This window comes from Streptomyces sp. DH-12 (assembly GCF_002899455.1).
In the GTDB taxonomy this organism is placed as follows: domain Bacteria; phylum Actinomycetota; class Actinomycetes; order Streptomycetales; family Streptomycetaceae; genus Streptomyces.
Genome location: NZ_PPFB01000001.1, coordinates 2,758,126 through 2,778,473, shown reverse-complemented (window position 1 = coordinate 2,778,473; position 20,348 = coordinate 2,758,126). Strand labels below are relative to the sequence as shown.

Here is a 20,348-nt window from a genome sequence, read left to right as displayed (position 1 = left end):
GCACACTCCGGTTCCACCCAGGAAGGCACACGTCGGTCATGGCTCAGCAGGACACCGATCAGCAGCACGCGGGCGTGCTCCCCGTCGACGACGAGGGGTACGTCATCGACACGGAGGACTGCGAGGAGCGCGAGGCGGCCTGGCGGGAGCGCGGCACGTCGCGTCCGATCACCGTGGTCGGCAACCCGGTGCTGCACAAGGAGTGCAAGGACGTCACGGACTTCGGCGAGGAGTTCCAGCAGCTGGTCGCCGACATGTTCGCCAGCCAGCGCACCGCCGAGGGCGTGGGCCTGGCCGCCAACCAGATCGGTGTCGACCTGAAGGTCTTCGTCTACGACTGCCCGGACGACGAGGGCGTGCGTCACGTCGGCGTGGTCTGCAACCCCAAGCTCGTCGAACTGCCCGCCGAGCGGCGCCGGCTGGACGACAGCAACGAGGGCTGCCTGTCGGTGCCCACCGCGTACGCGCCGCTGGCCCGCCCCGACTACGCCGAGGTGACCGGCCAGGACGAGAAGGGCAACCCGATCCGGGTACGCGGTACGGGCTACTTCGCGCGCTGCCTCCAGCACGAGACGGACCACCTGTACGGCTACCTCTACATCGACCGGCTGTCGAAGCGGGAGCGCAAGGCCGCGCTCAAGCAGATGGCCGAGAACGAGCCGCGCTACCCCGTGGTCGCCAACGACTGACCGCCGTCACGGCTCCCTTCCTCCCGCGCGCACGGCGCCCGGTCCGGCACCTCCCGGACGGGCGCCGTTCCGCTGTGCGCGTCCCGCTGTGCGCGTCTGTGCGTGCTCGAAGGCAGTGAAAGAAGCAAATCCGTTCCCAGAACGGTCGCTTGTGGTGCTGAATGGAGGTGCGGGGATACGCACGGCGTACGCCCGGCTCAGGGGCGGGCGCTCAACTGGCGGCTGAGAGGGGATTGTTCGTGCATGCTTTGTCACACGGCACCACATCGACACCGACCACCATCGCGGTTCCACCGGCGCTGTCTCTCCCGGTGATCGAAACGGCGTTTCCCCGGCGACTCCACCCGTATTGGCCGAAGCTCCAGAGGGAGACCCGGGCATGGCTGCTCGAAAAGCGGCTCATGGCACCGGAGAAGGTGGAGGAGCATGCCGACGGCCTGTGCTACACGGACCTCATGGCGGGCTACTACATCGGCGCTCCCGACGAGGTCCTCCAGGCGATAGCGGACTACAGCGCCTGGTTCTTCGTCTGGGACGACCGGCACGACCGCGACATCGTGCACGGCCGTCCCGCCGCCTGGCGCCGGCTGAAGGACCTGCTGCACAGCGCTCTCGACCGCCCCGGCGACCACCTCGGTCACCAGGACCCCGTGGTCGCGGGCCTCGCCGACAGCGTGCAGCGGCTCTACGCCTTCCTGCCGGGCGGCTGGAACGCCCGCTTCGCGCGCCACTTCCACACCGTGATCGACGCGTACGACCGGGAGTTCCACAACCGCACCGAGGGCATCGTCCCGACCGTCGAGGAATATCTGGAACTGCGCCGCCTCACCTTCGCGCACTGGATCTGGACCGACCTTCTGGAACCGAGCGCGGGTCTCGAACTCCCGGACGAGGTGCGGAAGAACCCGGCGTACCGGAAAGCGGCGCTGCTCAGCCAGGAATTCGCCGCCTGGTACAACGACCTCTGCTCGCTGCCGAAGGAAGTCGCCGGAAACGAGGTGCACAATCTCGGCATCAGTCTCGTCACCCACGAGGGAATGACCCTCGAAGAGGCGATCGCCGAGGTACGGCGCCGCGTGGAGGAATGCATCAGCGAATTCCTGGACGCGGAACAGGAGGCATTACGGTTCGCCGACCGGATCGACGACGGGACGGTGGGCGGAAAGGAGACGAGCGCTGCCGTGCGCGCCTGCGTCGGCAACATGCGGAACTGGTTCAGTTCCGTCTACTGGTTCCACCACGAGTCCGGCCGGTACCGGGTCGACAGCTGGGACGACCGGTCCACGCCCCCGTACGTCAGCAGCGCAACGGAAGGTGAGAAATGACCGTCGAGTCGGTACGCCCGAGGGGCGCCACCGCACCGGCCGAGCCGCCCGTGGCGGGCGGCGCCGTCCCGCTCCTCGGCCACGGCTGGCGCCTGGTGCGCGACCCCCTGGCCTTCCTGTGCCAGCTCCGCGACCACGGCGACGTGGTGCGCCTCAAACTGGGACCCAAGACCGTCTACGCCGTCACCACCCCCGCCCTCACCGGCGCGGTGGCGCTCAGCCCGGACTACATCATCGCCGGACCCCTGTGGGAGTCGCTGGAGAGCCTGCTCGGCAAGGAGGGCGTGGCCACCGCCAACGGCAAGCTGCACCGCCGCCAGCGGCGCACCATCCAGCCGGCGTTCCGGCTCGACGCGATCCCCGCCTACGGCCCGATCATGGCCGGGGAGGCCCACGCGCTGGTGGAGCGCTGGCGGACCGCGGGCGGGGCGCTGGACACCACGGCGGAGTCCTTCCGCGTGGCCGTGCGGATCGCCGCCCGCTGCCTCATGCGCGGCAGCTACATGGACGCCCGCGCCGAGCGCATATGCGCCGACCTCACCACCCTGTTCGCCGGAATGTACCAGCGCATGGTGGTGCCGCTCGGACCGCTCTACAAGGTTCCGCTCCCGGCCAATCGGGAATTCAACCGCGCGCTGGCCGATCTGCACGTCCTGGTCGACGAGATCATCGCCGACCGGCGGGCGAGCAGTCAAAAACCGAACGATTTGCTGACGGCTTTGCTGGAGGCGGAGGACGACAATGGCGACCCCATCGGGGAACAGGAGATCCACGATCAGGTTCTCGCCATCCTGACCGCCGGCGCCGAAACCGTCGGGTCCACGATCATGTCGCTGCTCCTGGTTCTCACCGAGCACCCGGAACTCGGCGACAAGATCCGCGACGAGGTGAAATCCGTCGTCGGCGACCGGCCGGTCGCATTCGAGGACGTGCGGAAGCTGACGTACACCGCGAATGTCGTCACGGAGACCCTGCGGCTGTATCCGGCCGTATGGATATTGACCCGCCGTGCGGTCGCCGACACGGAACTCGGCGGTTACCGCATTCCGAAGGGCGCGGACCTGATCTACAGCCCGTACGCGATCCAGCGCGACCGGCGGTCGTACGAGCGGAACGAGGACTTCGACCCGGACCGCTGGCTCCCGGAGCGGTCCAAGGACGTGCCCAAGTACGCGATGAGCCCGTTCAGCGTGGGCAACCGCAAGTGCCCCAGCGACCACTTCTCCATGGCGGAGCTCACGCTCATCACCGCCGTGGTCGCCGACGCGTGCCGCTTCGAGCACGCCGCCGGCTCCGACGCCCGGCCGCGCATCGGCATCACGCTCCGGCCCCGCCGGCTGATGCTGCGGGTACTGCCCCGCTGACCGGCCGTGCGGCGCGCGTTCAGGCGGCCTCCGGGCCCCTGAACGCGCGCCGGTAGGACTGCGGTGTGGTTCCCACCACGCGCACGAAGTGGTGGCGCAGGGCGGCCGCGTTGCCGAAGCCGGTACGGCCGGCGATCGCGTCCACCGTCTCGTCCGTCCGCTCCAGCAGGTGCTGGGCCAGCAGCACCCGCTGGCCCAGGATCCAGCGGTAGGGCGTGGTGCCGGTCTCCTGCTGGAAGCGGCGGGCGAAGGTGCGCGGGGACATGTGGGCGCGGGCGGCGAGCTGCTCGACGGTGACCTCCTCGTCGAGGTGCCGCTCCATCCACACCAGCACCTCGGCGACGGAGTCGCCCCCGGACTGCGGCAGCGGGCGCTCGATGTACTGGGCCTGCCCGCCGTCGCGGTGCGGGGGCACCACCATCCGCCGGGCGATCCGGTTGGCCACCTCGGGCCCCTGCTCCTTGCGCACCAGGTGCAGGCAGGCGTCGATGCCCGCGGCGGTGCCCGCCGAGGTGAACACCGGGTCCTCGTCGACGTAGAGCACGTCGGGCTCCGCCGTCAGATGGGGGTGCCTGCGGCCCAGCTCCTCCGCGTGCTTCCAGTGCACGGCGGCGCGGCGGCCCTCCAGCAGCCCGGCGGCGGCCAGTACGAACACCCCCGAGCACACGCTGAGCACCCGCGCGCCCCGGTCGACGCCCCGGCGCAGGGCGTCCAGCAGCTCGGGCGGGAACTCCCGCGTCACGTAGGAGGCACCGGCCGGCACGGTGATCAGGTCCGCCGTCTCCAGGCGTTCCAGACCGTGCTCGACCTGGAGGGAGAAGCCCGTACTGGCGCGCACCGACGGCCCGTCCGCCGAGGCGACGGCGAAGTCGTAGACCGGCAGCCCGTCGTCGCTGCGGTCGATGCCGAACACCTCGCAGACCACGCCGAGTTCGAAGGGGTTCACGCCGTCGAGGAGGACGGCCGCCACATTCCGGAGCATGCCTCCAGCGTGCCGCACGACTGGCAGTAAATCGAGGGTGTACGGCAGTCCTGCCACTCCCGGTCAGGAGTGTCCGGCGCGACAGTGGTGTCCATGAACACGACGCCGATGGAAGCACTGATCTCGATGGTGGCCGTTCTCGGCCTGTTCGTCCTCATGACCGCGCCCGCCGTGATCGGCATCCTGCGCGACCGCCGCCTGGACCGGCAGATCCGCCGGGCCGCGGCCACGGCGGCCGCCGAGCCCCCCGCCCCGCCGGCCGCCGCCCGTCCGGCGCACGGGACCTCCCCCCGCCGCACCGCTCGGGCGGCGTGAGGAGACACCCGGCCCGGTCCCCGGGCCCCGGAAATCCCCGGGCCCGGTGCCAGGGCCCTAGAAGTCCTCGTCCAGGTCGACCGTGCCCTCCACGGCGACCTGGTACGCGGACGGACGGCGCTCGAAGAAGTTGGTCAGCTCCTGGACGCCCTGCAGCTCCATGAAGGAGAACGGGTTCTCCGAGCCGTACACCGGAGCGAAGCCCAGCCGCACCAGCCGCTGGTCGGCGACGCACTCCAGGTACTGCCGCATCGACTCGGTGTTCATGCCGGGCAGGCCGTCGCCGCACAGGTCCCGCGCGAACTGCAGTTCCGCCTCGACCGCCTCGCGCAGCATGTCGGTGACCTGCCGGCCGAGCTCCTCGTCGAACAGCTCCGGCTCCTCCTTGCGCACGGTGTCCACCACGTCGAACGCGAACGACATGTGCATCGTCTCGTCGCGGAACACCCAGTTGGTGCCGGTCGCCAGGCCGTGCAGCAGACCCCGGCTGCGGAACCAGTAGACGTAGGCGAAGGCGCCGTAGAAGAACAGGCCCTCGATGCACGCGGCGAAGCAGATCAGGTTGAGCAGGAAGCGGCGCCGGTCGGCCCGCGTCTCCAGCCGGTCGATCTCCTCCACCGAGTCCATCCACCTGAAGCAGAACTCGGCCTTCTCCCGGATGGACGGGATGTTCTCCACGGCCGCGAAGGCCGCCGCCCGGTCGTCCGGATCGGGCAGGTAGGTGTCCAGCAGCGTCAGGTAGAACTGGACGTGCACGGCCTCCTCGAACAGCTGCCGCGACAGGTACAGCCGCGCCTCGGGCGAGTTGATGTGCTTGTACAGCGTCAGCACCAGGTTGTTCGCCACGATCGAGTCGCCGGTCGCGAAGAACGCCACGAGCCGGCCGATCAGGTGCTGCTCCTCCGGTGTCAGCTTCGCCAGGTCGGCGACGTCCGAGTGCAGGTCCACCTCCTCGACGTGCCAGGTGTTCTTGATCGCGTCCCGGTAGCGCTCGTAGAAGTCGGGGTAGCGCATGGGGCGCAGGGTCAGCTCGAAACCGGGGTCGAGCAGGTTCTTCGTCGCGCTGGTGGTCACTGGCAGGCCTCGCAGGATTCGGGGTTCTCGAGGGAGCAGGCGACGGCCTCGGGGCCGGCCGGCTGCTGGACGGGGACGGCGGCGCGGGCCGCGCGGGCGATCCGGGTCGCCGGGCGGGAGCGCAGGTAGTAGGTGGTCTTCAGCCCCTGCTTCCAGGCGTAGGCGTACATCGAGGAGAGCTTCCCGATGGTCGGCGTCTCCAGGAACAGGTTGAGCGACTGCGCCTGGTCGAGGAACGGGGTGCGGGCGGCGGCCATGTCGATCAGGCCGCGCTGCGGGATCTCCCACGCCGTGCGGTACAGCCGCCGCACGTCCTCGGGGATCCACGCGAAGTCCTGCACCGAGCCGTTCGCCTCGCGCAGCGCCTCCCGGGTGCGCGCGTCCCACACGCCGAGCCGCTTGAGGTCCTCCACCAGGTACGAGTTGACCTGGAGGAACTCCCCGGACAGCGTCTCGCGCTTGAACAGGTTGGACACCTGCGGCTCGATGCACTCGTACACGCCGGCGATGGACGCGATGGTCGCGGTGGGCGCGATCGCCAGCAGCAGCGCGTTGCGCATGCCCGTCGTGGCGATCCGGCTCCGCAGCGCCTCCCAGCGCTCCGGCCAGGCCAGTGCGACGTCGTAGTGGTCGGGGTGCAGCACGCCCCGGGCGGTACGGGTCTTCTCCCAGGCGGGCAGCGGGCCGTGCCGCTCGGCCAGCTCGGCGGACGTCTCGTACGCGGCGAGCATGATCCGCTCGGCGATCCTCGTGGAGAGCGCCTTCGCCTCGGGGGAGTCGAAGGGCATCCGCAGCCGGAAGAACACGTCCTGCAGCCCCATCACGCCCAGACCCACCGGGCGCCAGCGGCTGTTGGACCGGGACGCCTGCTCGGTCGGGTAGAAGTTGATGTCGACCACCCGGTCCAGGAACGTCACGGCGGTGCGGACCGCGGCGTCCAGGCGCTCCCAGTCCATGCCGTCCCCGTCGGCGAAGGCCGCGAGGTTGACCGAGCCCAGGTTGCAGACCGCCGTCTCCCCGTCGTCGGTGACCTCCAGGATCTCCGTGCACAAGTTCGAGGAGTGGACGACGTGGCCCGGCTCGGCGGTCTGGTTGGCGGTGCGGTTGGCGGTGTCCTTGAAGGTCATCCAGCCGTTGCCGGTCTGCGCGAGGGTGCGCATCATCCGGCCGTACAGCTCGCGGGCCGGGAGCGTCCTGCGGGCCAGGCCCTCGGCCTCGGCGGCGCGGTAGGCTGTGTCGAACTCCTCGCCCCACAGGTCGGCCAGCTCGGGCACGTCGGCCGGGGAGAACAGCGACCACGCCGCGTCGTCGGCGACCCGGCGCATGAACTCGTCCGGCACCCAGTGCGCCAGGTTCAGGTTGTGCGTACGGCGGGCGTCCTCACCGGTGTTGTCGCGCAGCTCCAGGAACTCCTCGATGTCCGCGTGCCAGGTCTCCAGGTAGACCGCGGCGGCGCCCTTGCGCCGGCCGCCCTGGTTCACGGCGGCGACGGAGGCGTCCAGCGTCTTCAGGAACGGCACGATGCCGTTGGAGTGCCCGTTGGTGCCGCGGATCAGCGAACCCCGGGCGCGGACGCGGGAGAAGGACAGGCCGATGCCGCCGGCGTGCTTCGAGAGGCGGGCGACCTGGTGGTAGCGCTCGTAGAGCGAGTCCAGCTCGTCCTTGGGGGAGTCGAGGAGGTAGCAGGACGACATCTGCGGGTGGCGGGTGCCGGAGTTGAACAGCGTGGGGGAGGAGGGCAGGTAGTCCAGCCGGCTCATCAGCCCGTACAGCGCGGCGACCTCCTCCAGCGCCCGCACGCCGTCGTCCTCGGCGAGACCGCAGGCGACCCGCAGCAGGAAGTGCTGGGGCGTCTCGACGACCTTGCGGGTGACCGGGTGGCGCAGCAGGTAGCGGCTGTACAGGGTGCGCAGCCCGAAGTAGCCGAAGCGGTCGTCGGCGCCGGCGTCGATCAGCGCGTCCAGACGGGCCGCGTGCAGCCGGACGAAGGCGGCGGTCCGGTCGCCGATCAGGCCCTCCCGGTGCCCGGCGGCCACCGACCCGGTGAACGAGGTGACGCCCTGCGAGGCGGCCTCGGCGCGGATGCCGAGGGTCAGCAGCCGGGCGGCGAGCCGGGAGTAGGCGGGGTCCTCGGAGATCAGTCCGGCCGCCGCCTCGGTGGCCAGGTCCCGCAGCTCCGTCTCGTCGGCGGCGGCGGACCGGCCGCGCAGCGCGGCGGCGGCCACCCGGCCGGGGTCGGCGTCGGGCAGGTCGGCGGTCAGCTCCGTCAGGGTCCGCAGCAGCGCGGCCCCGGGGCCGTCGCTCTTCTCGGTCACGCCGGTCGCTGAAGCCGGATCGGCTGGCGCGATGGTCACGTGGGGCTCTCCCTCGCTCGGCACGGGGCCTCGAAAGGAGCAGGGGGCAGCACACGAGCGCACGCGGCGTCGCGTCCACCGGCCCATTCCACGAGGCCCGGACGTCAGGGCACCCGGACCGGAAGGGCCGGGCGCACTGTCGGCAGGTCCTCGGACTTGACTCCCGTGCGCGCCCGTGGGCAGGCATGGGTACACCGTTGCGGGACAGTTCCGGATTCGCACCGGATTCCCCTGCGGCGACAGCGAGCATGAGCATACATCTTGTGCCGGGCGTCGCCGACGGACCCATATGTTGTGTCGCGCAGGGGTTATGGTGGTGCCGGGCGGAAGGGCCGGGCGGAGCCGTCAGAGCGTCAGCTCGTAGACGAGCAGCATGATGTCGTCCAGCTCCGGCAGCGGGTTCCAGTCCCGCCGGGGGGCGTGCGTGAAGCCCAGCCGTTCGTACACCCGGTGCGCGGCGTGCATGGTGTGCTGGGTGGACAGCACCGTCCGCGCGCACCCGAGCGCCCGCGCCCGGTCGACGCAGGCCCGCACCAGGGCCTCGCCGGCGCCCCGGCCGCGGTGGGCGCGGGACACCGCCAGCATCCGTATCTCCGCCTCGCCGGGCTCCGCGATGTCGGCCATCGGTCCGGGGCCCGGTACGAAGGTCACCCCGCCCAGCAGCGTGCCGTGCTCCACGGCGACCAGCACCTCGGCGGCCGCCGCGCGCTTCGCCACGTCCCGCAGCTCGCCGAGGTAGGCGTCGCTCTCCCCGAAGTCCAGCAGACCGTCGCCGAGATAGGCCTGCGCGGTGATCTCACCGAGTTCCGTGTGCTCGCCGGGCGTCACCGGCCGGATGACGATGTCCATGCGGGGAGTCTGCCGCACGGGTACGACAGCGGGCCGCCGGTTCTCCACCGGCGGCCCGCTGCCCCGTGCCCTGCCGCGTCAGTGCGCGCTGCCCGCCGTGGCCGGCGGGAGCTCGACCTGCACGCCCGGGTCGCCGGCGTCCGCCGTGTAGTCCTGCGGCTTCGTCTCGTCGACGCCCTCCGGCGCCTTGACCGCCCTCAGGACGAAGGTCAGGACGACCGTGACCAGCACGTTGATCACGAAGGCGGTGAGACCGATGTAGCCGATCTCGCCGATGCCCGGGATCTTCTCGGCGGAGCCGCCGAAGTGCTTCTGCGTCGGCGACGCCACCCCGTACGCGGCGACCGTGCCGTAGATCATGCCGACCGCCCAGCCGCCGATCAGCGCCCAGCGGTGGAACCACCGGGTGAACAGGCCGCCCACCAGCGCCGGGAAGGTCTGCAGGATCCAGATCCCGCCCAGCAGCTGGAAGTTGATGGCGACCGTCTTGTCCATGGTCAGCACGAAGGCCAGCGCGCCCACCTTCACCAGCAGCGACACGACCTTGGAGACGGCGGTCTCCTGCCTGGGCGTCGCGTCCGGCTTGATGAAGTCCTTGTAGATGTTGCGGGTGAACAGGTTCGCCGCCGCGATCGACATGATCGCCGCCGGCACCAGCGCACCGATGCCGATCGCCGCGAAGGCCACACCGGCGAACCAGTCCGGGAACATGGTCTCGAACAGCTGCGGGATGGCCAGCTGGCCGTTCTGCACCTTCACCCCGGCCGCGATCGCCATGAAGCCGAGCAGCGCCAGCAGGCCCAGCATCAGCGAGTACAGCGGCAGGATCGTGGTGTTGCGGCGGATCACCTCACGGCTCTTGGAGGACAGCGTCGCGGTGATCGAGTGCGGGTACATGAACAGCGCGAGCGCCGAGCCCAGCGCCAGCGTGGCGTACGTCCACTGGCCGGCCTCGCCCGGCACCAGCGAGCCGCGCGGCGCGCCCGTGGCCGGGTTGGTCTCGCTGTACGCCTCCTGCGCGGAGGCGAAGATCTCGTCGAACCCGCCCAGCTTGATCGGGATGTAGATGATCGCCACCGCGATGACCAGATAGATCAGCGTGTCCTTGACGAACGCGATCAGCGCGGGCGCCCGCAGCCCGGACGAGTAGGTGTACGCGGCGAGCACACCGAACGCGATGAGCAGCGGCAGGTCCTTGACGAACCAGTTGGTGTGCTCGCCGCCGCCGACGCCCATCACGTCCAGGACGGCCTGGATGCCCACCAGTTGCAGCGCGATGTACGGCATCGTCGCCAGGATGCCGGTCAGCGCGACGGCCAGCGACAGCCCCTTCGAGCCGAACCGCCCGCGCACGAAGTCGGACGTCGTCACATAGCCGTGCTTGTGCGACACCGACCACAGCCGGGGCAGGAAGGTGAAGATCAGCGGGTACACCAGGATCGTGTACGGCACCGCGAAGAAGCCGGCCGCGCCCGCCGCGTAGATCGCCGCCGGGACGGCCACGAAGGTGTACGCGGTGTACAGGTCGCCGCCCAGCAGGAACCAGGTGACCCAGGTGCCGAACGAGCGCCCGCCCAGGCCCCATTCGTCGAGGGTGTGCTCGTTCGCGGCCTTGCGCCAGCGCGCGGCCAGGAAGCCCATCACGGTGACGAGCACGAAGAAGAAGACGAAGACCGCGAGTGCCACGCCGTTCACGCCGTCGTTCACTGCTCCGCACCCCCCTTCCCGGCCGAGCGGGCGCGCTGGTCACGCTGCCACAGCTTGTACGCGACCATCGTCAGCGCGGTCGAGATCAGCACCCAGGCCATCTGGTACCAGTAGAAGAACGGGATGCCGATGAACACCGGGTCGGTCTTGGCGTAGGACCCGACCCACAGCATGGCCACGAACGGTGCGACAAGACAGAGGCCGATGACGACGCGCACGGGCGTCACCACCGGCTCTCGTGGTGTTTCCGGGGCTTGTGACATCAGACGGCTCCCGTCCCCTCAGTGATCGCCGACGTTGGCTCGCGGCAATGTAGATGAGGGTCCGGGGTGGTCGTAACCCCCCGTAAGAGGAGAGGTGTGCGGCAGCGGCGCGACCGCGAGGCGACAGCGGCGGAAATCCCTGTCAGCCGCCCGGTCCGCCGGGTCTCGTGCGGGACGGCGGAGGGCCGCCCGGAGGCGTCCGGTCTCAGTCCTGCGGGCGCTTGAGACGCGCGACGAACTTGTACCGGTCGCCCCGGTACACCGACCGCACCCACTCCACGGGCTGCCCCTCACGGTCGAGCGAGTGCCGGGACAGCATCAGCATCGGCAGGCCGACGTCGGTGCCGAGCAGGCCCGCCTCGCGCGGCGTGGCCAGGGACGTCTCGATGGTCTCCTCGGCCTCCGCGAGATGGACGTCGTACACCTCGGCGAGGGCGGTGTAGAGGGAGGTGTACTTGGCCAGGCTGCGGCGCAGCGCCGGGAAGCGCTTGGCGCTGAGGTGGGTGGTCTCGATGGCCATCGGCTCGCCGTTCGCCATGCGCAGCCGCTCGATGCGCAGCACCCGGCCGCCGGCGGCGATGTCGAGCAGGCCGGCCAGCCGGTCGTCGGCCGTGACGTACCCGAGGTCGAGGAGCTGCGAGGTCGGCTCCAGGCCCTGGGCGCGCATGTCCTCGGTGTACGAGGTGAGCTGGAGCGCCTGGGACACCTTGGGCTTGGCGACGAAGGTGCCCTTGCCCTGGATCCGCTCCAGACGGCCCTCGACCACCAGTTCCTGCAACGCCTGGCGCACGGTGGTGCGCGAGGTGTCGAACTCGGCCGCCAGCGTGCGCTCGGGCGGGACCGGCGTGCCGGGAGGCGCGGTCTCGGTCATGTCGAGCAGGTGCTTCTTCAGCCGGTAGTACTTGGGCACGCGCGCCGTACGGACAACGGTCCCGCCCTCGTTCTCCGCACTGCTGACGTCGGTGCTCATGCTCTGCCTTCCCGGCTCCGGCTGCCGAAGCGGCCGACAGACCGTCGGCCACGGCTGACATCGTGGCACGGCTCCGGGCGGGGGCGGGCCCCTCGCACGCTCCGTGATCCCTTTTGTATACCCCTGTGACCGTGATGGTCCAGACCACGGGCGGGGGTCAGATGCCCTGCCACTCCGGCTTGCCGGCGTAGGTGTGCCGGAAGTAGTCGGCGAGCTTCAGCTTGGAGGCGGCGGCCTCGTCGGCCACCACGGTGGCGTGCGGGTGCAGCTGCAGCGCGGACGCCGGGCACACCGCCGCGACCGGGCCCTCGACGGTGGCGGCGACCGCGTCCGCCTTGCCTTCGCCGGTGGCCAGCAGTACCAGGTGCCGGGCCTCCAGGATGGTGCCGATGCCCTGGGTGATGACGTGGTGCGGGACCTGGTCGACGTCGCCGTCGAAGAAGCGGGCGTTGTCCGCCCGGGTCTGCTCGGTCAGGGTCTTGATCCGGGTGCGCGAGACGAGCGAGGAGCACGGCTCGTTGAACCCGATGTGGCCGTCGGTGCCGATGCCGAGGAGCTGGAGGTCCACACCGCCGGCCTCGGCCAGCTCCCGGTCGTAGCGCTCGCACGCGGCCTGGACGTCCTCGGCCGTGCCGTCGGGGCCCAGGAAGGCGTCCACCGGGATGCCGAGCGGGTCGAGGACCTCGCGCCGGAGCACCGAGCGGTAGGACTCGGGGTGGTCGGCGGGCAGCCCCACGTACTCGTCGAGCTGGGCCACCCGCGCGCGGGAGGTGTCCACGGCGCCGGCGCGGACCTTCGCCGCCAGCGCCTCGTAGACGGGCAGCGGCGTGGAACCGGTGGCCACGCCGAGCAGGGCGTCGGGCTTGCGTCGCAGCAGCTGGGCCATGGCCTCGGCGACGAGCTCGCCGCCCGCCTGGGCGTCCGCGACGATGACAACTTCCACGATGGGCCTGCCGATCTTCCGGTGGACTCGACTGGGACGGGCCCCGGGACACCGGGACCATGTGGTGTAGACCAATCTCAATCTAGCAGAGGGGCACCCGTCCGCCCAGGTGAGACCGGCCTCCGGGACGGGATCGGCACCCGGGCCCGGGTGCCCCGGAAATCCCGCGTCCGACCGGCCCCGCCGGCACACCTCTCGGGTTAGGCTGCATGCGGGACCCGTCCGCGTCCGCAGGGACGCGGAGGGACGGCGAAGAACCTCCGTACGACGCATTTACAGGCGCAGTGGTCTAGTCCACAATGCGTAGCAGGACACACAGACCTGCCTTCCCCGCACAGGAAGGCGGACCGAGGATCCGAGGCTCTCTGCCCTGACTGCCCCGGCTCCTCATCCTTCGGCCGACCGGGACCGCACACCCCACCGGCCGATATTGCTCCGGGCTGCGGTGCCGGGAGGGTTGAGGGTCCCTCCCAGGCGCCGCGGCCCGCGGGTGTTCCAGGGTCGGACGATCCCGCGGGTACGCTCGCTGACGTGCCCTCCATGAACGAACTCGTACGCCAGCACACCGCCCTCGACGACACCGACCTCGAGTGGCTCCACCTGCTGGTCTCGGAGTGGCAGCTGCTCTCCGACCTCTCCTTCGCCGACCTGGTGCTGTGGGTCCCCACCCGCGACGGCACGCGCTACGTCTCCGTCGCCCAGATGCGGCCCAACACCGGCCCGACCTCCTACCAGGACGACATGGTCGGCCACCTGGTCCCGCGCGGCCGCCGGCCCATGCTGGACGCGGCCCTGGACGAGGGCCGCATCGTGCGTGAGGGCGACCCGGAGTGGCGGGAGGAGGTTCCGGTCCGCGTCGAGTCCATCCCGGTACGGCGCGAGGGGCGGGTCCTCGGCGTCATCGCGCGCAACACCAACCTGCTCACCGTGCGCACCCCGAGCCGGCTGGAGCTCACCTATCTGCAGAGCGCCTCGGACCTCGCGCAGATGATCGCGGCGGGCGCTTTCCCGTTCGCGAACCAGCAGCTGGAGATGGACGCCTCGCCACGGGTCGGCGACGGCCTGATCCGGCTCGACGCCGACGGCGTGGTCCAGTACGCGTCGCCCAACGCCCTGTCCGCCTACCACCGGCTGGGCCTGGCCGCGGACCTGGTGGGCCATCACCTCGGGCGGACCACCGCCGAACTGGCGCCCTCGCGCGGGCCGGTGGACGAGGCGCTGGCCAAGGTCGCGAGCGGCTGGGCGCCCCGCGAGTTCGAGATCGAGTCCGGCGACGGCGTGATCCAGTTCCGCGCGATCCCGCTCAAGCCCAAGGGCACCCGCATCGGTTCGCTGGTGCTGCTCCGGGACGTGACCGAACTGCGCCGCCGCGAACGAGAGTTGATCACCAAGGACGCCACCATCCGGGAGATCCACCACCGGGTGAAGAACAACCTCCAGACGGTGGCCGCGCTGCTGCGGCTCCAGGCCCGACGGATCGGGTCGGAACGCGGGCGCGCGGCGCTGGAGGAGGCCGTGCGGCGGGTCGGGTCCATCGCCATCGTCCACGAGACGCTGTCCCAGAACCTGGACGAGCGGGTGGAGTTCGACGAGATCGCCGACCGGGTGCTCGCCATGGTCGCCGAGATCTCCCCGGGCAAGGTCACCGGCCGGCGTTCGGGCCGCTTCGGGATACTCGACGCCGAGGTGGCCACGCCGCTGTCGATGGTGCTGACCGAGGTGCTGCAGAACGCCCTGGAGCACGGCTTCCGCGAGGGCGAGACCGGCACCGTCGAGGTGTCGGCGGTGCGCGGCGGCACCTCCCGGGAGGCGCGTCTGCTGGTCACCGTGCAGGACGACGGGGTGGGGCTGCCCGAGGGGTTCGACCCGCACACCGCGGGCAACCTCGGCCTGCAGATCGTACGGACGCTGGTGGAGGGGGAGTTGGGCGGCGCCTTCGACATGGTGCCGGCGCCGGAGCGAGGGACCCGGGTGATCCTCGACATCCCGGTGCAGTCCCACGCGTAGCCGCCGGGCCCGGCGCGATGCGGGGCCGGACAGCAAAAGGCCCCGGACCACGGTCCGGGGCTGATGCTCGTTCCTTCGCTTCCCCTGCCCGACCGGGTCGGGCGCCGGGGGAACGTCGCGCTGCGGCTCGGGGCGGGAGATGCGTGTGCGCCGTCCACGGAATCATCCGGACGGGCGCACACGCGCCGCCAAGCTCAGGCTGTTCGCGGGGGCGGGGTCGTCAGGCGGAGGCCTGACGCGCCCGGTTGCGGGCAGCGCGGCGCTTCATCGCGCGACGCTCGTCCTCGCTGAGACCACCCCAGACGCCGGAGTCCTGACCGGACTCGAGCGCCCACTGCAGGCACTGCTCGATCACCGGGCAGCGGCGGCAGACGGCCTTGGCTTCCTCGATCTGCAGCAGCGCGGGACCGGTGTTGCCGATGGGGAAGAAGAGCTCGGGGTCTTCTTCGCGGCAAACGGCGTTGTGACGCCAGTCCATGGCTGCTACCTCTCCTTGGTATTACTGCGGTTAGCTTGTGAATGTGAACGCTTTCACGAATCCCCCAACAAGTGAAGGGCCGACTGCCAGGGTTCCTGGCGTGGTCCTTGGGTTTGAAGAGGGGTTCCGGTGATCTGTGGAGGCCGGTGTTGCGGGCCGTCCCGATCGCCAAGAAGAGACTCGCAAACCTCGGCGGCGGATACAACCCCTTCCGGAAAGTTTTTTTTGATTCTTCGGTGTCGACTAGGTCACAGCCGTACTTCCATGGGGTGGACCCTGGCCTAAACGTTCGACTGAAAGGACTTTGGGCCTTTCTGCTCACACAATCACACGCAGTGCACGGCGTACGCCTGTGAACGTCACGCTCGTACGCAGCCCCAGGTGGTCACCGTCCATCTGAAGGGGCAGTGGCACCTTCGAATGCAAGGTGAAGCGTGTCAGATCGTGCCGCGACACCGCGTGCTTGCCGCGGGGGCCGCGCTCCGGGGACGAAGTGAGCAACTGCGTGCCATACCGGGCAACCGCGGCGGTGGACATCCGCGTGAGACCGAAGAGATCGAGTCCCGCGTCGAACGACGCCCGGGGCGACGCGTAGATCGGGCGGTTGCCGAGGAACGTCCACGGCGAGGTGTTCGAGACTATGGACAGCACCAGGTCCTCGACCGGCTCCTCGCCCACGAGATCCAATGTGATCATTCCGTGCCGACGGTGCGGGTCGCCCAGCAGTTGACGCACCACCTGGCGCATGTACAGCGCGTGGGTCGACCTCCGGCCCCGCTCCCGCTGCTGCTCCACCCGGCCGACCACGCCGGCGTCGAAGCCCAGCCCCGCGTTGAAGGTGAACCAGCGGGCCGGCACCGCCTCGTCCTCGGTGCCGGGAGTGCCCGAGGTCAGCCCCAGGCCCACGGTCCGCTCCCGGCCCTCGCGCAGGGCGTCCAGCAGCGCGCCGGTCGCCTCCACGGGCTGGTTGGGCAGCCCCAGGGCGCGGGCGAAGACGTTGGTGGAGCCGCCGGGGACCACGGCGAGACCGGGCAGGCGCTCCGGGTCGGGCCCCGCGTGCAGCAGGCCGTTGACCACCTCGTTCACCGTGCCGTCGCCGCCCAGGGCGACCACCAGGTCGATCTCGCCGCTCTCCGCCGCCTGCCGGCCCAGGTCGCGCGCGTGTCCGCGGTACTCGGTGGTCACCGCGTCCAGCTTCATCTCGCTGGCGAGCGCGTGGATCAGCACGTCGCGCGTGCGCGCACTGGTGGTGGTTGCCGCCGGGTTGACCACGAGGAGTGCACGCATGACGTGCAGGGTACCTACTGAGCGGTACCCGGCCCAGACCGAGGTCCCGCACCGTGGACGGCGCGGGGCGTGAACCTCGCCACGGGACGGCTCCCCGGCGGCGGCTACCCTGCAGGGGTGAGCAGCGAGCAGACCCCCGCCACCAGCCCCGACGACACCGGCGTCCGTCCGCGCCGCCTGACGTACGCCGCGGCCCTGGCCGCGTTCGAGGGACTGGCGCTGGTCGTGGGCGGCGTCTGGCTGCTGGTGCTCGGTCTCGCGGGCGAGCCGGACGGCCGGACGCAGGCCGTCACCGGCGGGGTCACCCTGATCGTGCTGGCGCTGCTGCCGCTGCTGGCCGCGCGCGGTCTGTTCGCCCGGCGGAGCTGGAGCCGCGGGCCCGCCGTCATCACGCAGATCATGGCGCTGCCGGTGGCCTACAACATGCTGCTGTCCGACGGGGCGGCGATTCCCGCCGGGATCGTGCTCGCCGTCGTCGCCGTGACCGCGCTGGTGCTGCTGATCAACGCGGAGACCACCCGAGCCCTCGGCATCCGCGGACCCGGGAACACGGGCGACGCCGCGAAGTGACGCGCCGGGGCGGCGCCGGCGCGTCACTCCTCGACGAGCAGCTTCTCCCGCAGCTGGGCCAGGGTGCGGGCCAGCAGCCGGGAGACGTGCATCTGCGAGATGCCGACCTCCTGCGCGATCTGCGACTGGGTCATGTTGCCGAAGAAGCGCAGCAGCAGGATCCGCTTCTCGCGCGGCGGGAGGCCCTCCAGCAGCGGCTTGAGCGACTCCCGGTACTCCACGCCCTCCAGCGCCTCGTCCTCCGCGCCGAGGGTGTCGGCGACCGCCGGGGACTCGTCGTCGGTGTCGGGGACGTCCAGGGACAGCGTGGAGTAGGCGTTCGCCGACTCCAGGCCCTCCAGGACCTCCTCCTCGGAGATGGCCAGCTTCTGCGCCAGCTCGTGCACCGTGGGGGAGCGGCCGTGCAGCTGGGACAGCTCCGCCGTGGCCGTGGTGAGCGCCAGCCGCAGCTCCTGGAGCCGCCGCGGCACGCGCACCGCCCAGCCCTTGTCGCGGAAGTGCCGCTTGATCTCGCCGACGACCGTCGGGGTGGCGTACGTGGAGAACTCCACGCCGCGGTCCGGGTCGAAGCGGTCGACGGACTTGATCAGCCCGATGGTGGCGACCTGGGTGAGGTCGTCCAGCGGCTCGCCGCGGTTGCGGAAGCGGCGCGCCAGGTGCTCGACGAGCGGCAGGTGCATCCGCACCAGACGGTTGCGCAGCTCCGCGTACTCCGGAGTGCCGTCCTCCAGCGTGCGCAGCTCGAGGAAGAGGGCGCGCGCCCCGCTGCGGTCCTGCGGGTCGTGGTGCGCGTGCGTGCCCGGCACACCCGGTGCGCCCCGTGCGCCGGAGGCAGGCGCCGCCCGCTCCTCGGCCTCTCGCTCGTGCTCGCTCATCGTCCCGCCCGTCGCCCTTCCCCGAGCGCTCGCCTCGTCCCCCGCCGCCGGCTCGGCCCGGGCGGGGGCGTCCCCGCCGGGAGCGGCCGGTCCGGCCGCGGACGTGCCCCGCACGGCACCGCCGGCCTGCCCGCCGCCCGGCCGGACGTCCCTGGCGGAGTCGTCCTCCGGATGCGGCCGGGCCTGCTCGGGGATGCCGTCGATGCCGTCCGGCACGCGCTCGGCCGGCAGCTCCCGTGTGCCGCGTTCTTCGTCCCGCACCGGCCCGTCCTCGCTTCTCACGCCGGCCCGGGTCCCGCGCCGCGCTGTTTGTAGAGGCTGATCGACACGGTCTTGTCCTCGTCCACGGCCGAGGAGACCTTGCCCGCGAGCGCGGACAGCACGGTCCAGGCGAAGGTGTCCCGCGAGGGGGCGTGGCCGTCCGTGGTGGGCGCCGAGACGGTGACCTCCAGCGAGTCGTCGACGAGCCGGAAGATGCAACTGAGCACCGACCCCGGCACGGCCTGCTGCAGCAGGATCGCGCAGGCCTCGTCGACCGCGATGCGCAGGTCCTCGATCTCGTCGAGGGTGAAGTCCAAACGGGCCGCGAGGCCGGCCGTGGCCGTACGCAGCACCGACAGGTAGGCCCCCGCGGCCGGCAGCCGGACTTCCACGAAGTCCTGGGTCGCGGGCTCGCCTGCGATCTGGGACACCCTCACCTCCAAGGTGGTACAAGCGTTTCAGGGCCTGTGTTCGCCCCCGGGCAACGCGCTACGTGGTTCAGCCGTGACGCTATCGCGCTCCCGGCGGTCCTGTCGCCGGGACCCCGACCCGCTGCCGTCACTCATAGTAAAGCTCCGAACACGCTCCGTGGCTAGGGGTCTGCGGCGACCAAATGGGAAGAGCGCGCGCCGCATTGACGTACCCAGGCGCCGGACCGTCGAACCGTCCGGCACCGGGGGCCCCGCCACGTCACACCAGTGCGCGGGCGACGAAGCGCCGGCGCCGGCTCCGGGTACGGCAACGCCTCGACGTGCGTGCACTGGTTCATGATGGCCAGATTACGACGGGCGCGCGGACGCCCGCGCGGAAAAACGAGGGCGGGCCGGACGTGGACGTGACGCCCCTGCTGCTGCGGCGGCCCGGGCGGGACCCGCGGCCCGGGCGGGACCCGCGGGCCGGGGCGCGGGCCGTGGCCGACGCGCGGGCGCAGGCGCCCGTCGACGACGAGACGCTGCGGACGCTGCCGCGCCGGTGGGCCCGGGGAGACCGCGGCCCACCGGAGACGCGGCAGGGCGCTCAGCGGTTCACGGGAACGGACGTCCGGTGACGACCGCGGCGACCGTGCTCCCGCGCGGGAAGGCGCCCTCTCCGGCCAGGATGACAAGGGCATGAAGCAACTTGGCGACATAGACACGTTCCACGGGGACGCCGTGGCGCTGTTCGAAGTCCGCGGCGAACGCCTCGAGGTGCGCCGGGACGCGCGCGTAGCCGCCGCAGTGGAACCGCTCGTCCAGGCTCCAGTCCCCGCGCGGCCCGCCGAACGCCTCCGTCTGCAGCGCCCGTATCCGCGCGCCGAGGAAACCGCCCTTGAGCACCGGTATGCCGAGGACGCGCGCGCTGCCGGCGAGCCCGGCGGCCAGCCCCGCGAGCGTGCCGCCGGTGCCGCAGGCCACCGCGGCCACGTCCGCCGCCCCCGTCAGCTCCCCGCCGAGATCCACGCACCCGCGCACCGCGGCGGCGTTGCTGCCGCCCTCGGGCACGACGTACGCGTCCTCCGCGTCCGCCGCGCGCAGCACGGCCGCGAGGGTGTCCGGCTCGGTCGTGCGGCGGTACACCGACCGCTGGACGAAGTGCAGCCGCATGCCGTCGGCCGCGCACCGCGCCAGCGACGGATTGAGCGGCCGTCCGGCGAGTTCCTCGCCGCGCACCACGCCCACCGTGGGCAGACCGAGCAGCCGGCCGGCGGCGGCCGTGGCCCGCAGATGGTTCGAGTACGCCCCGCCGAACGTGACCACCGTCCGCCCGCGGGCCGCCGCGAGGTTCGGGGCGAGCTTGCGCCACTTGTTGCCGACCAGCTCGGGATGGACGAGGTCGTCCCGCTTCAGCAGCAGCCGCACCCCGTGCCGCTCGAACCGCGCGTCGACGGTCTCCTCCAGCGGCGAGGGGAGCCGCGGGCGCAGGGCGGCCAGGGCGGCGGGGCCGGGGGCGTCGGAGCTGGTCACGCGCGCCATTGTCGCCCGGGGCGGGACACGGACGCGTCCCGGGCAGCCGCCGGGCGGGGGCGCCGGTGTTCCGCGTGGGGGGTGTCACGAGG

General features: G+C 71.5%; 19 protein-coding genes and 1 riboswitch. Of the genes, 6 read left to right on the top strand and 13 right to left on the bottom strand.

Translation table 11 applies throughout. From position 1 onward, the window contains the following. The first annotated feature begins 38 nt into the window (after positions 1–38). The 3 genes from def to C1708_RS11140 all read left to right on the top strand — a co-directional run bounded on the left by def (position 39) and on the right by C1708_RS11140 (position 3,378). Positions 39–689, top strand: a complete 651-nt coding sequence (gene def, locus C1708_RS11150) for a peptide deformylase (RefSeq protein WP_106412525.1) — start codon at positions 39–41, stop codon at positions 687–689. A 239-nt stretch (positions 690–928) separates the two neighbouring features. Beyond that, positions 929–2,014, top strand: a complete 1,086-nt coding sequence (gene cyc1 / locus C1708_RS11145) for an epi-isozizaene synthase (RefSeq protein WP_106416247.1) — start codon at positions 929–931, stop codon at positions 2,012–2,014. Next, entirely contained in the window at positions 2,011–3,378 is a 1,368-nt protein-coding gene (locus C1708_RS11140) for a bifunctional albaflavenone monooxygenase/terpene synthase (protein ID WP_106412524.1), read from the top strand. Before cyc1 ends, C1708_RS11140 begins: the two co-directional genes overlap by 4 nt. A 19-nt stretch (positions 3,379–3,397) precedes the next feature. Here C1708_RS11140 and C1708_RS11135 read toward each other — a convergent pair whose 3' ends face one another. After that, complete coding sequence (locus C1708_RS11135) at positions 3,398–4,360, bottom strand: GlxA family transcriptional regulator (RefSeq protein ID WP_106412523.1); 963 nt, start codon at positions 4,358–4,360, stop codon at positions 3,398–3,400. 93 nt (positions 4,361–4,453) lie between these two features. On the opposite strand from C1708_RS11135, the gene C1708_RS11130 reads away from it, so the two are divergent. After that, entirely contained in the window at positions 4,454–4,675 is a 222-nt protein-coding gene (locus C1708_RS11130) for a hypothetical protein (protein ID WP_106416246.1), read from the top strand. A 57-nt stretch (positions 4,676–4,732) separates the two neighbouring features. Here the strand turns inward: C1708_RS11130 and C1708_RS11125 are convergent, their stop codons facing one another. From C1708_RS11125 to nagB, 7 genes are all read right to left on the bottom strand, one after another. Then, positions 4,733–5,689 (bottom strand): ribonucleotide-diphosphate reductase subunit beta, encoded by a 957-nt coding sequence (locus C1708_RS11125; protein WP_241911433.1) that lies wholly within the window; start codon positions 5,687–5,689, stop codon positions 4,733–4,735. A gap of 56 nt (positions 5,690–5,745) precedes the next feature. Next, the gene (locus tag C1708_RS11120) at positions 5,746–8,103 is read right to left on the bottom strand and encodes a ribonucleoside-diphosphate reductase subunit alpha (RefSeq protein ID WP_106412522.1); all 2,358 of its coding nucleotides are present in this window, start codon (positions 8,101–8,103) and stop codon (positions 5,746–5,748) included. Between the two features lie 124 nt (positions 8,104–8,227). Continuing rightward, positions 8,228–8,399, bottom strand: a riboswitch (cobalamin riboswitch). A 49-nt stretch (positions 8,400–8,448) separates the two neighbouring features. Beyond that, positions 8,449–8,952 (bottom strand): GNAT family N-acetyltransferase, encoded by a 504-nt coding sequence (locus tag C1708_RS11115; protein WP_106412521.1) that lies wholly within the window; start codon positions 8,950–8,952, stop codon positions 8,449–8,451. 78 nt (positions 8,953–9,030) lie between these two features. Next, positions 9,031–10,659, bottom strand: coding sequence for a monocarboxylate uptake permease MctP (gene mctP, locus C1708_RS11110; RefSeq protein WP_106412520.1), 1,629 nt, complete (start codon positions 10,657–10,659; stop codon positions 9,031–9,033). Then, on the bottom strand, positions 10,656–10,922 hold the full coding sequence (locus C1708_RS11105; RefSeq protein ID WP_106412519.1) for a DUF3311 domain-containing protein: 267 nt from the start codon (positions 10,920–10,922) through the stop codon (positions 10,656–10,658). The genes mctP and C1708_RS11105 overlap by 4 nt, the downstream gene beginning before the upstream one ends. A gap of 205 nt (positions 10,923–11,127) precedes the next feature. Further along, on the bottom strand, positions 11,128–11,892 hold the full coding sequence (locus tag C1708_RS11100; RefSeq protein ID WP_106412518.1) for a GntR family transcriptional regulator: 765 nt from the start codon (positions 11,890–11,892) through the stop codon (positions 11,128–11,130). Between the two features lie 157 nt (positions 11,893–12,049). After that, a complete protein-coding gene (nagB, locus tag C1708_RS11095; RefSeq protein WP_106412517.1) occupies positions 12,050–12,835 on the bottom strand; it encodes a glucosamine-6-phosphate deaminase in 786 nt (261 codons plus the stop codon). Positions 12,836–13,375: 540 nt separating this feature from the next. Between nagB and C1708_RS11090 the strand changes: the two genes are divergently transcribed. After that, complete coding sequence (locus tag C1708_RS11090; protein WP_106412516.1) at positions 13,376–14,842, top strand: sensor histidine kinase; 1,467 nt, start codon at positions 13,376–13,378, stop codon at positions 14,840–14,842. 220 nt (positions 14,843–15,062) lie between these two features. Here C1708_RS11090 and C1708_RS11085 read toward each other — a convergent pair whose 3' ends face one another. Both C1708_RS11085 and C1708_RS11080 read right to left on the bottom strand, forming a co-directional pair. After that, entirely contained in the window at positions 15,063–15,320 is a 258-nt protein-coding gene (locus C1708_RS11085; protein ID WP_003992873.1) for a WhiB family transcriptional regulator, read from the bottom strand. 318 nt (positions 15,321–15,638) lie between these two features. Continuing rightward, a complete protein-coding gene (locus tag C1708_RS11080; protein WP_106412515.1) occupies positions 15,639–16,607 on the bottom strand; it encodes a diacylglycerol/lipid kinase family protein in 969 nt (322 codons plus the stop codon). A 117-nt stretch (positions 16,608–16,724) separates the two neighbouring features. Here C1708_RS11080 and C1708_RS11075 point away from each other — a divergent pair, with 117 nt between their 5' ends. Beyond that, positions 16,725–17,177 (top strand): hypothetical protein, encoded by a 453-nt coding sequence (locus C1708_RS11075; RefSeq protein ID WP_106412514.1) that lies wholly within the window; start codon positions 16,725–16,727, stop codon positions 17,175–17,177. A 23-nt stretch (positions 17,178–17,200) separates the two neighbouring features. On the opposite strand, the gene C1708_RS11070 is transcribed toward C1708_RS11075, so the two are convergent. From C1708_RS11070 to C1708_RS11055, 3 genes are all read right to left on the bottom strand, one after another. Beyond that, complete coding sequence (locus tag C1708_RS11070) at positions 17,201–18,313, bottom strand: RNA polymerase sigma factor SigF (RefSeq protein WP_198602462.1); 1,113 nt, start codon at positions 18,311–18,313, stop codon at positions 17,201–17,203. A 17-nt stretch (positions 18,314–18,330) separates the two neighbouring features. Then, a complete protein-coding gene (locus C1708_RS11065; protein WP_106412512.1) occupies positions 18,331–18,744 on the bottom strand; it encodes an ATP-binding protein in 414 nt (137 codons plus the stop codon). 594 nt (positions 18,745–19,338) lie between these two features. Further along, positions 19,339–20,265 (bottom strand): 1-aminocyclopropane-1-carboxylate deaminase/D-cysteine desulfhydrase, encoded by a 927-nt coding sequence (locus C1708_RS11055; RefSeq protein ID WP_106412510.1) that lies wholly within the window; start codon positions 20,263–20,265, stop codon positions 19,339–19,341. Positions 20,266–20,348 lie beyond the last annotated feature (83 nt).